The organism is Flavobacterium sp. P1_E4, from assembly GCF_056405915.1.
Window position 1 is genome coordinate 1 of record NZ_JBFUBE010000040.1, and the last position, 11,381, is coordinate 11,381.

Consider the following 11,381-nt stretch of genomic DNA (forward strand, 5'->3'; position numbering starts at 1 on the left):
TTGGTATAGAAATGTAGAAGAATCAGGCTTTAAAAACTTTAATATTCTGCTTAATACCATAACTTTTAATTACAAGTCAATCTTAAACTATTTTGATAACAGAAGTACAAATGCTTCTGCCGAATCTTTCAATGCAAAAATAAAAGCTTTTAGAAGTCAATTTAGAGGAGTGAGAAATATAGATTTTTTCTTGTTCAGATTATCTAATCTTTTTGCATAATCCCCAACTTTTGCACCTGATCCCTTAATTCTCAATTTATTTTGAATTTGATCTCTTGATTTTTAAAATAGTAAGGAAGTAATTAAATAAAAAAAGGTTTAAATAAACATTTCTCAAGACATTGATGAAAATGTTTATTTAAACCTTTGTGATACCTGTAAGTAGGCTTCTAATGTGACCACGGTGGGATTTGAACCCACACGCCCTTACGAGCACCACCCCCTCAAGATGGCAAGTCTACCGTTTCTCCACGTGGCCTTAAAAAAAAAGGTCAAGTAATAAATTACTCGACCTTTTGTGACCCGACTGGGGCTCGAACCCAGGACCCCATCATTAAAAGTGATGTGCTCTACCAACTGAGCTATCGAGTCATGCTTCAAGAAACTTATGTTTTGATCACATAATTTGTGACCCGACTGGGGCTCGAACCCAGGACCCCATCATTAAAAGTGATGTGCTCTACCAACTGAGCTATCGAGTCATTTCGTTTCTTGAATGCGGGTGCAAATATAGGGACTTTTTTTCGAAGTTTCCAAGTAAAATTATTATAAATTTGTCTTTTTTAATTAAAAACTCTTAACGCCTTAATATGTAAGGTCTTATTCAAATGAAAAAAATTATATTATTAGGGTATATGGGTTGTGGTAAGTCTACAATTGCTCAAAAACTTTCGGGAATGATCTCTATTCCCTATGTTGATCTCGATGAATATATCGAAAAAAATGAAAAAATGTCCATAAAACAGATTTTCGAAAATCATGGTGAAATTCATTTCAGAAAATTAGAACATACTTATTTTCTAGAATTGTTAAATAATCCAGGTAAAAATATTATTGGTTTAGGAGGAGGAACCCCCTGTTATGCCAATAATCATGAATTGTTAATAGGAGATGGTGTGACGTCTATTTATTTGAAAGCATCAATTGATACGTTATTTAATAGATTGGTGTCTAATAAGAGCAAAAGACCGCTTATTGCGGACAAAAGTGAAGAGGAAATGAAGGAGTTTATAGCAAAACACCTTTTTGATAGAAGTTTTTATTACAATCACGCACAATATAAAGTGAATGTTGATGATAAATCTATCGAGGAAACGGTAAATGATATTTTAAACCTATTAGCTTAAACTGGCATAACTATCGCCATTGTTGTCAAAAACAACATCTACATGTTCTAATAGGGAAGTAGAAAGTGATATTCCTTTAAAATCGGCTTTAATCGGAAATTTTTTGTGATTTCTGTCAACAAGAACAACGGTTTTAAACTTTTTTAAAGGAACATCAAGAAAATGTCTTACTGCATATATTAAAGTAGTTCCAGAGCTCAATACATCATCTACAAGCACTAATCCTTTATTACTGTATTGTTCCTTTGTTAGGGAGGTCGTCACTGGAAGTTTTGGGTTTTCTTTGCTGATTTGTACTTCGCAAAGCGAAATTTTGATAGGTGAAATAGTTGTCAATACTTGAGCAATCTTTTCGGCAAAAATAAAACCATTTGTTGTAATTCCAGCAATCACAATTTCTTCTTCCTCTACAAAAGTTTCATAGATTTGGTAAGCTATTCTTTTGGTGGTATGTTCAATTTGTTGATTGGTAAGAATAATATTTTTGCTCATGGCGTATTGTTATTTTTTTCAAAGATAAAAAAGTTAGACGAATTTTATGTGATTAAATCTGGTTTCAAAACTGGAAACTGAAACAGAATATTTTAGTCCACTTCGTCTTCATCTTTTATTTCATTTCCAAATTCATCAATATCTCTTCGGTCTTTTTTTGTTGGTCTTCCAGTTCCGGTTTTTCTATAGTGCTCTTTTGAAAGTTTTAATAATTCTAAATGGGCATAAGCTTCGGCAGGAGTTTCGTTTTTTCTATAGATATCAACGAGTTTGGCACCCACACGATTATCGGGGATGTCAAGAACGGTGATTATTTGTGTGATTTGATCTTTTCTAAAAGTAATTTTATCGGTAGGAAAAACCTCTTTAGATGGCTTGGCAACAATACCATTTACAGTAATGTGATTTTTTTTGCAAGCCTCGGTTACCATATTTCTGGTTTTGTAATACCGAACACACCATAAATATTTGTCTATTCTCATGAAATTTCTAAAATCAAAGTTAAATACTTTACAAAAGTAAATCATTAATGTATATTTGCGACTTAAACCATATCCAATAATGAACAAAATTAAATTTTATTTTATTTTATTGATTGTAACAGTTATTACTGTAAGTTCATGTAATAAAAATGATGATAACATAGATATAACTCCGCCAAAACCATTTGCTGAGCAATATCCGAAAGATAGTTTAGCCATATATAATTATTTAAAAACGCATTATATTAGCGAAGTTGTTGATAAGCCAGGTTTACCGGAAGATCAGGATGTGATAATCAAAAAAATTGACAATCCTGCAACACAAAAATCTTTATATTCTTATTTAAATAGCACATCACTTCCAAGATTAACCAGTAGAGATGTAAATACTAAAAATGAATTAGGTTCTCCTCTGGGGGGTGTTACTTATAAAATATACACTTTATTAATCAGGGAAGGAGTTAGAAATAGTACCCTGAATGCTGGAGGTGAATATCCTTGTAATGTTGATGGTGTATATGCTGGTTACAAGGGGACTTTATTGGATGATGCTGGAACGGTATTTGATTCTTCTAATAATGGACAAGTATTATTTAATCTTGATGGTTCGAATCATGATGGGGGAGTGGGTGTTATTCGTGGATGGTCTGAAGGTTTTCCTCAATTTATGACAGGTTGGGTTTCTTCAAATCCTGACGGTACCGGTACAATAGTATATAATGATTTTGGGGTAGGGGTAATGTTTCTTCCTTCTGGGATGGGGTATTATAATCAAGTTCAGGATAAAATTCCAGCTTATTCTCCGTTGATGTTTAGTATTAAATTATATAGTTTAAAAAGATACGATCATGAGATTAATTCTCCTCCTAGTGGTTCATATCGTGATCCAGATGGTATTCTTTCTTTTCAGGAAGATGATGGGGACAGATATATGTATACTTTTGCAAGCGGAGTTCCTAATCCGGATGATTCAGACGGAGATGGAATTCCTGATTATTATGATTATGATGATGATGGTGATGGTTACGCTACAAAAGGAGAAATTAAGGATATAAATGGGGTAAATTACCCTTATGATTTAATTCCTGATTGTTCGGGGAATCCGACTTCTGACAGAAAGAAAAAAAGGTATTTGGATAAAACTTGTCATTATGTGAATCAATAATATAAAAATCTCATTCCAATCGAATGAGATTTTTTTTGTTCATCTGTTCCTGAAAAAAGTTGACCGGCAAATCGCTGCCATGACTCACTTATTCTTGAAATTCTAAAAAAAAAAAACTCATATATAGATTATGTAGTGTTCATTTGCTCCAATTTCATAATTACTTCCCGTAACTTTAAGTTTTTGCTTTTTTAAATGACGACAAAAGTAAAATCTGTGTGCTTCCTTCAATCCAAATTAAATCAGAATAGAAGCATAAAAAAAATCCCATCTCATTTTTTACAACGAGATGGGATTTTATATTTATAGTGAAAGATTACTTTCTTTTGATCACTCTTTCTACAGCTTCAACAATCGCTTGATTGTTCAATTTGTATTTCTCCATTAATTGGTCTGGTGTTCCAGATTCTCCAAAGCTGTCATTAACTGCTACAAACTCTTGTGGAGCAGGTTGGTGCAATGCTAATACTCTAGAAACGCTTTCTCCAAGACCTCCAAGGATGTTATGCTCTTCAGCAGTAACAATACATTTGGTTTTTGCCAATGATTTTAGAATCGCTTCTTCGTCCAATGGTTTAATGGTGTGGATATTGATTACTTCAGCAGAGATACCTTTTGCTTCCAAAGCTTCAGCAGCAATAAGAGCTTCCCAAACCAAATGTCCTGTGGCAACAATTGTCACATCAGTACCTTCGTTTAAAAGAATAGCTTTTCCAATAACGAAAGGCTCGTCAGCTGGCATGAAATTAGGCACAACCGGACGGCCAAAACGCAAGTAAGCTGGACCATGGTGATCAGCAAGAGCTAATGTAGCCGCTTTTGTTTGGTTGTAATCACAAGTGTTGATTACAGTCATTCCAGGTAACATTTTCATTAATCCAATGTCTTCCAAGATTTGGTGTGTAGCTCCATCTTCTCCAAGAGTCAATCCTGCGTGAGAAGCACAGATTTTTACATTTTTATCTGAATAAGCAACAGATTGACGAATTTGGTCATAAACTCTTCCCGTAGAAAAGTTAGCAAAAGTTCCAGTGAAAGGAATTTTCCCTCCAATAGTTAATCCTGCTGCAATTCCAATCATGTTTGCTTCTGCAATTCCAATTTGGAAAAAACGCTCTGGGTGATTTTTCTTGAAATCATCAAATTTTAATGATCCAATTAAATCAGCACAAAGTGCCACAACGTTTTCATTCTTTTGACCTAATTCAGTCATTCCCGCTCCAAAACCCGAACGAGTATCTTTACTTCCTGTATTTGTATATTTTTTCATTTTTTTTTAAAGCTATAAGCAATAAGCTATAGGCAATAAGCATAGTGCTTAAAGCATAAAGCATAAAGCATTTTTAATAGTCTGTATTACCTCCAGTATTATAATTTTGTTCTAAAGCATTTGCAAGTTGTGCATCATTCGGTGCTTTACCATGCCAAGCATGACTGTACATCATATAATCAACACCGTTACCCATTTCGGTATGAAGTAATACACAAACTGGTTTTCCTTTTCCGGTTCTCGCTTTTGCTTCATTCATTCCTCCAATGATCGCTTCAATGTCATTTCCTTTGGTAATTTCAATAACCTCCCAATCAAAAGCTTCGAATTTAGCGCGAATGCTTCCCATTGCCAAAACTTCGTCAGTAGTACCGTCAATTTGTTTTCCGTTAAGGTCAACAGTTGCGATAATATTATCTACTTTTTTAGCAGATGCATACATAATCGCTTCCCAGTTTTGGCCTTCCTGTAATTCACCATCACCGTGAAGTGTGTAAACGATATGATTGTCATTGTTTAGTTTTTTAGCCTGAGCCGCACCAATTGCCACAGATAACCCTTGTCCCAATGAACCAGAAGCAATACGTACTCCAGGTAAATTGTCATGAGTTGTTGGGTGCCCTTGTAGTCTTGTGTTGATTAAACGGAAGGTGGCTAATTCCTTTACCGGAAAATAACCGCTTCTTGCCAAAACGCTGTAAAATACAGGTGAAATATGTCCGTTTGAAAGGAAGAACAAGTCTTCTCCAATTCCGTCCATGTCAAATCCTTCTTTGCGATCCATAAGATTTTGGTACAAGGCCACTAAAAATTCGGTGCAACCAAGAGACCCTCCTGGGTGACCTGAATTAACAGCGTGAACCATACGAAGAATGTCTCTTCTTACTTGGATAGTTAAATCGTTTAATTGTTGTGTGTTAGGCTTCATTTTGTGTGTAAAAGTTAAACTGCAGCAAAAGTAATTTTTATTTTGGCTTAAGACAAGTGATTTTGGAGTAAATCTTATGAATCAAAGATTAAATTTGGATAAAAAACAAATTCTATAAATAAAGTTGGTTAAAATTTGAAAATTGAAATTCCAATAATGAAATTTTGGTGTCTATAGAGGCAAAGTTCAAATATTTGAAAATCTATTTGATGAGATTTTTTAAGGCTCCCCAAGTGATTAGCTGGATTTTGTTTTCTTCAAGTTTTAATTTACATTCAAGGCTAGTGAAATAATCAAAATCGATTTGTCTCCATTCGGATCCAAAATTAGGATGGTTTATTGTAATTTCTTGCATTTCAGCATCGTTGTAAGCGGGATGAAGCAGAAACACATTGAAACCTGGTTTTAAATCATCTAAATGTTTTTCGTAAGAACTTCGAAGCATCCCTTTTTCAAAATCTGCAAAATTTCCAATACAAAGATTGTCTGATAAAAGAACATCTTTGTAATCATACGGTTCATTAGACAAACTTATGGACTCAATGAATGCTTTGTTTATGAAAACTGGTAAATTGTAGGTCTTGCCTAAATGGATATAAATTTCCAAAAAATCTGGAGTTACAGCTACACTGCACATATGCGAATCGAGATGTGTGGGCTGCAATCCTGATTGTAATGCTTTTTCGATTTGAGCAGTCAGTTCTTTTTTAACTTCCTCTGCTTTTGCGTTATTTTTAAAATCGGTTCTGTTTTTATAAAAATGACCATTTTGATCGACTAAACTCGACACTTCGGAAATGGGTAAAATAGGACCGAATTTATAATTTTCCCACTCGCAAGTTAAGGTTAAGTGAACTCCGCTGTCAAAATGAGGATTGTCTTTAGCGAATGTTGCTATTTCATTAAAACCCGGGCAAGGCACCATTACACTGTAGGAATTGATCATTCCGTTTTTGAGGGCTTGTATGGTCGCTCGGTTTTCAGAAAGTGATAATCCTGCGTCATCGGCATGTATGATCAATAATTTGGCATCTTTTGGATATCCTAGTTTTTGTGCTAAGTTCATTTTTTAGTCAGTTTTATTCAAATTTAGACTTTTCTGTTTGAATCTTTGGACTCTTTTGTGAAATGAAATAGAATAAGTTTTTCGCGATGAATTTAGCTTTCCAAATTATCTGGGCGTGCCACCATAAGAAAAAGGGGCTGACTAATGGTATCGATTAGTCGCCCCTTTTCCTTATGCTGTCGGGCTATCCGAGCTACTTCGGTAGCTTGCTTCTATCCCTCACGCTGTCGTTAAACCAGATATTTAGTGATTAAAAAGGAATCGATTTATATTTTGCTTTGTAAGCTTCTCCACCCATCACCATTATGAACATCAGTGTAGCCATGAGTTTTGAGGATGTTTTTTGCCCTTGCACTCCTCATTCCCGAAGCACAACAAGTGATAATGGGTTTGTTTTTGTCTTTCAGTTGAGATAAACTATTTTTCAAAATATCTACGGGGATATTTATGGAACCTTCTATATGTCCGCTGGCATATTCAACCTTGCTTCGTACATCTAGAATAATGCCACCTTGTTTTACAAGTGCTGCATAATCTACAGTAGATCCGAAGCCGAATATTTGTTTTAGTTTATTTAGCATTTTGTTTATTATTTGGATTGAAAATAATTGACATCCAGCCATGAACCTCCATTGTGGCAGTCGATTTCGTTTTGAGAAAGATAATGCTGCGCTTGTCCGCTTCGGTTTCCGGAGGCGCAACAAAGCACCAACGGCGATTTTAGGTTTTGTATTTCTTCAAATCGCTCTTGAATTTCGTTTAGTGGGATATTGACCGACCCAACAACGTGTCCACCGCTGAATTCCTCTCGAGTTCGTACATCTACAATCGTACATTGTTGCTCTTTTATTATATTTTCTAAAGTCATATTGTTTACTTTAATGGATATTGTTTTGTAATGCAAATTTACAACAGAAATTGAGGTTGTACAGTAACTTTTGTTACACAATATTTTTTATCAAAGAATGCATAGCGGGGGTAAAACCTGTATTAGTGGTACGTGCTTTTTTATTGAAAATTTCTTTTTACTACTTCTTTCACTCCTCCTTTTGTCAAAATTATAGAATTGTAAATATTTGATTTGTCTTGAATAAATTCAATTGTTCTGTCGTTATTGTCCGCTCTAAAAAATTTTGTTTTTGACTCAGGTATGAGTTCCATTTCTACACTATTATAATAAAGTTTACCGTCAATTTTTAATATTTCAATTTTATCATACTTGCCTACATATTTATCATATAATGTAGTATCTATTTTAGTTTGATAATGTTTGTATGGAAGTTCTACTTCTTTTTGCAGTGCTATTGCTGAAAGTCCATAAGCTATTATGTATGAAAATGATTCGTTATTAGAAAGTACAGTCACGAAAAGTTTGTCATCTGTAAATCGGTTAAAAGAAGTCATTGTGCCAAAAAAACCTCCGTCATGAGCAATAAGTTGATGTCCATGATTATAAAATGGATTAATTATAAATCCATATCCCCAATTTTCAGAGCTATAGGGAGTAAACATTAGTTTCTTCATTTCTGCAGATAAGATAGTTGTTCCGTATAGTGCATTGTCCCATAAAGCCAAATCTTCAACGGTGGAATATACACCATCATGGCCTACATTGACTTCCCAATTGATATAGGGATTGTGGATAAATCCTTTTTCTGTTCGACAATAAGCCTTTGCTTTTTTTGAGATTATCGAATCATTATTACTGACACCCGTATTCTTCATTCCTGCTTTTTCAAATATATTTTTTCTTAAAAAAACTGCGTACTTCTCACCTGAGACTTTTTCTATAATCTTAGCTAACAAGTAGTAGCCAATATTGCTATATGCTGTTTTAGTTCCTGGTGAAAATTCATAAGGCATTTTTTTTATTTCAGAATAGGCAGAATCAACGCTAATGGTGCTTGTTGCCAATTCTTTAAATCCCATAGCAAGCCCTGAAGAATGAGATAATAACATATGAATAGTAACACTATCGCCTTTTGGATAATCTGGAAAAAATTTACTTAGCTTATCATTAAGTGACAATTTCCCTTTTTCTACTAATAGAAGAATAGCCGTTGCTGTAAATTGTTTTGTTACCGAAGCCAACTGAAATTTAGTATCTATAGTGTTTTTAATATTCCACTCGTAATCTGCTAAACCATATGCTTTTTTTAATAAAATAGAACCGTTTTTTGTAACCAGGACTGTTCCACTAAAACCGTTTATTTCAACCTGTGCTTGCATATATTTTGCAAGATTAGTTGATACATCTTTTTGTCCAAAAATTAATGCTGGGAAAAGTAGAAATATTAAAATTTGTGACGATTTAGCTATTTGGTAGATTCTATTCATTTTATTTACAATTAATTATTATTTTACTGAGCATTTTATCTAATAATGCTATTTCTTCCAACGACAGACCATTTAAAGCTGTTTCTCGGTTTAGTTTAATTACTGGGGTTATTAACTCAAGAGTTTTTTTACCTTTTTCAGTTACTTCAAGATTGAATTTTCTTCTATCTTCTGTATCAATAGCTCTAATCAGGTATTCTTTTTTTACCATTAATTCTATCATTCTTGTGACTGAGGCTTTGTCTTTAAATATAAGATTTGCCAATTCATTTTGATAAATAGTGGCATCGTTGTGAAGTATTATTAAAATTAAACATTGGTCTACGGTAATGTCCTTTACAATTTTGGAAATATTTTTCTGTGATATTTTTCGATATTCTTTAATTGCTTGTTCAATTGAATAAAGTACTGTTCCAGTTGGGTTTTTAATATTCATATAAATTTGTTTGACACAAATATAGTTAACATATCAACTATGTGATACTTTTTTTGTTTTTATTTTAAATGATTTTTTTGATTTTAAAAAAAAGGCTGTTTTTTAATTAGATTATTCTGTGCGACCGTATGACCGCTAAGTTCTGATAATACGGGGTGGGTGGGATTAAAATAACCCATTATTAGGGTTTACCAAAACTTTCAAATACAAAACCAACTTTCCATTAAGCCAATTGCCCAAATCCGTTGAATTGAGGTTAGTGGCTGGCTTCATTTTCGGCTTTAATTACTTTTTTCAGATTTTAAATGAAATGTTTCAGCTTGAATTGTTTTCCATTCTTCAATTACAATTCTTGAGCCAAGATTAACAATAATTTCTTGTATTTGTCCTGATGTTAATTTTAACGAATCAATTTTTAACTTGCCATATGTGTTATCGTGAAATAAAAGAGAATAGTTAGCGGGTTTTAAATAAATACTATAATAACCAAAATCATCAGTTTTTAACAAATCTAGTTCAAATAAAAAAGTTTTACATAATTCTAAATTTGTAATAGTTATCCTTGTTAATTCAATTCCTCTGTTTTTATCATCTAAAAATTTACACTTAATTAAAGCTGGAATTGTATCTACTAATCCAATTGTTTTATTACTAACTATTTTAGCTGGAATGTCTTTTCTTTCTTTTGAAAAACTATTAATCACAGTTTTATTTGTGTCTTTTTGTGAAAAACCAATTAAGGGAAATATTAGAATAACAATTACTATAATCGATTTTATCTGCTTAATTATTTTGTAATTCATTTTCTGTTTTTAAGTTCCTTGGTACTAACGTTCTGATACTAAAGCGGGTTTGGGACTAAATTAAGCCCATTCTTCGGATTTGCCAAAATAGCGCAAATACAAAACCAAATTTCTATTAAGCCTTTTGCTCAAATCCGTTGTAATAGCTGGTATTCTCTATTTGAATAGATTTCCAATTCTTGTAAAAATATTTTTTTTCTTAGTTTTGACAATTATAACTTCGCCCATTAATACATCACTTAAAATCATTTCTATTTTTAGGTTGTTTTTTGTTTTAAAAACTTCTACTTCTTTTGTTTCCATTCCTATATAATTAAAAACAAGAACAACTTTATCTTTAAAATCATCAATTGGAATTTTGATTTTAAAGTCTCCATCAAAATTTGATTGCACAATATTTTTTGTGCCTTTTTGAATAATGTTGACTCCTGGAATAGGGTAGCTGTTCTCATTATTATTTCTAGGCTTTTCCATTATTTTACCGTAAAACTCTATAAACTCATCTGAGCTTTTTTGTTTCAGTGCATCATCTGATTTATTTTCAATAATTTCTGTTTTTGACTTTTCATTTTGTGAATAAAGAGGTGTTGATAGAAACAAAGATGAAAAACCAAGTAGCAATCCAATTCGATGAAAACGATTTGTTTCTAATGAGCTTATTTCTTTATCAATTTGATTTGGTGAAAACCTTCCACAAATTTTTTCACTTTCATTTAAACTTTTCAAAAGTTGATTATCGGAATAATATTGGTAATTAATTACTTCTTTTCTACAATTTGAACAAAACATACCTCTTTCTGTTGGAGTCATTTTACTCCAATTTTCATTACAAGGTTTAGGGATTTTAATTTTATATTTCATCAACTTGATATGTTCATTCGTTAGTAGTACTTGCAACTAACGTCAGTCTGTGAAAAAACCTCCGTTTGTATATCACCAAATATAACAAAAAAGTTGTGTCAAAACAGGAATTTTCGTATTTTTAAGAATGCAGCATATCACAGGAATTTCCCGTCATCAGATGCGTTTTTCTAGTTTAGAAGACGCTATAAGTCC

General features: G+C 32.8%; 14 protein-coding genes and 3 tRNA genes. 3 read left to right on the forward strand and 14 right to left on the reverse strand.

Annotated elements, in window-relative coordinates; translation table 11 throughout:
- On the forward strand, positions 1 to 220 hold a 220-nt coding region (locus AC1DY0_RS18450; RefSeq protein WP_477190051.1), incomplete at its 5' end, for a transposase.
- Positions 221 to 395: 175 nt separating this feature from the next.
- Here the strand turns inward: AC1DY0_RS18450 and AC1DY0_RS18455 are convergent.
- From AC1DY0_RS18455 to AC1DY0_RS18465, 3 genes are all read right to left on the reverse strand, one after another.
- Positions 396 to 478: transfer RNA gene (locus AC1DY0_RS18455), tRNA-Leu, on the reverse strand.
- Between the two features lie 40 nt (positions 479 to 518).
- A tRNA-Lys gene (locus AC1DY0_RS18460) sits at positions 519 to 591 on the reverse strand.
- 37 nt (positions 592 to 628) lie between these two features.
- Positions 629 to 701 (reverse strand) — tRNA-Lys (locus tag AC1DY0_RS18465).
- A 126-nt stretch (positions 702 to 827) separates the two neighbouring features.
- Between AC1DY0_RS18465 and AC1DY0_RS18470 the strand changes: the two genes are divergently transcribed.
- A complete protein-coding gene (locus AC1DY0_RS18470; protein WP_477190052.1) occupies positions 828 to 1,346 on the forward strand; it encodes a shikimate kinase in 519 nt (172 codons plus the stop codon).
- Here AC1DY0_RS18470 and AC1DY0_RS18475 read toward each other — a convergent pair.
- Both AC1DY0_RS18475 and AC1DY0_RS18480 read right to left on the reverse strand, forming a co-directional pair.
- Positions 1,338 to 1,838, reverse strand: coding sequence for a phosphoribosyltransferase family protein (locus AC1DY0_RS18475; protein ID WP_477190053.1), 501 nt, complete (start codon positions 1,836 to 1,838; stop codon positions 1,338 to 1,340). The two genes, AC1DY0_RS18470 and AC1DY0_RS18475, sit on opposite strands and share 9 nt — an antisense overlap.
- A gap of 92 nt (positions 1,839 to 1,930) precedes the next feature.
- Positions 1,931 to 2,320, reverse strand: a complete 390-nt coding sequence (locus tag AC1DY0_RS18480; RefSeq protein ID WP_477190054.1) for an RNA-binding S4 domain-containing protein — start codon at positions 2,318 to 2,320, stop codon at positions 1,931 to 1,933.
- Positions 2,321 to 2,399: 79 nt separating this feature from the next.
- On the opposite strand from AC1DY0_RS18480, the gene AC1DY0_RS18485 reads away from it, so the two are divergent.
- Positions 2,400 to 3,485 carry an FKBP-type peptidyl-prolyl cis-trans isomerase gene (locus AC1DY0_RS18485; protein WP_477190055.1) on the forward strand — a complete coding sequence of 362 codons (1,086 nt, stop codon included), beginning with the start codon at positions 2,400 to 2,402 and terminating at the stop codon, positions 3,483 to 3,485.
- Positions 3,486 to 3,801: 316 nt separating this feature from the next.
- Here the strand turns inward: AC1DY0_RS18485 and AC1DY0_RS18490 are convergent, their stop codons facing one another.
- The 9 genes from AC1DY0_RS18490 to AC1DY0_RS18530 form a co-directional block, all read right to left on the reverse strand.
- A complete protein-coding gene (locus AC1DY0_RS18490) occupies positions 3,802 to 4,755 on the reverse strand; it encodes a transketolase family protein (RefSeq protein WP_477190056.1) in 954 nt (317 codons plus the stop codon).
- A gap of 73 nt (positions 4,756 to 4,828) precedes the next feature.
- Positions 4,829 to 5,683 carry a transketolase gene (locus AC1DY0_RS18495; protein WP_310008721.1) on the reverse strand — a complete coding sequence of 285 codons (855 nt, stop codon included), beginning with the start codon at positions 5,681 to 5,683 and terminating at the stop codon, positions 4,829 to 4,831.
- A gap of 202 nt (positions 5,684 to 5,885) precedes the next feature.
- Positions 5,886 to 6,749, reverse strand: coding sequence for a polysaccharide deacetylase family protein (locus AC1DY0_RS18500; protein WP_477190057.1), 864 nt, complete (start codon positions 6,747 to 6,749; stop codon positions 5,886 to 5,888).
- Between the two features lie 266 nt (positions 6,750 to 7,015).
- Complete coding sequence (locus tag AC1DY0_RS18505) at positions 7,016 to 7,330, reverse strand: rhodanese-like domain-containing protein (RefSeq protein WP_310008706.1); 315 nt, start codon at positions 7,328 to 7,330, stop codon at positions 7,016 to 7,018.
- A gap of 8 nt (positions 7,331 to 7,338) precedes the next feature.
- Entirely contained in the window at positions 7,339 to 7,617 is a 279-nt protein-coding gene (locus AC1DY0_RS18510; protein ID WP_477190058.1) for a rhodanese-like domain-containing protein, read from the reverse strand.
- A 140-nt stretch (positions 7,618 to 7,757) separates the two neighbouring features.
- Positions 7,758 to 9,086, reverse strand: coding sequence for a serine hydrolase domain-containing protein (locus tag AC1DY0_RS18515; RefSeq protein ID WP_477190059.1), 1,329 nt, complete (start codon positions 9,084 to 9,086; stop codon positions 7,758 to 7,760).
- Between the two features lies 1 nt (position 9,087).
- A complete protein-coding gene (locus AC1DY0_RS18520) occupies positions 9,088 to 9,522 on the reverse strand; it encodes a MarR family winged helix-turn-helix transcriptional regulator (RefSeq protein WP_477190060.1) in 435 nt (144 codons plus the stop codon).
- Between the two features lie 281 nt (positions 9,523 to 9,803).
- On the reverse strand, positions 9,804 to 10,325 hold the full coding sequence (locus AC1DY0_RS18525) for a hypothetical protein (RefSeq protein WP_477190061.1): 522 nt from the start codon (positions 10,323 to 10,325) through the stop codon (positions 9,804 to 9,806).
- A 156-nt stretch (positions 10,326 to 10,481) separates the two neighbouring features.
- Positions 10,482 to 11,135, reverse strand: a complete 654-nt coding sequence (locus AC1DY0_RS18530) for a carboxypeptidase-like regulatory domain-containing protein (protein WP_477190062.1) — start codon at positions 11,133 to 11,135, stop codon at positions 10,482 to 10,484.
- Positions 11,136 to 11,381 lie beyond the last annotated feature (246 nt).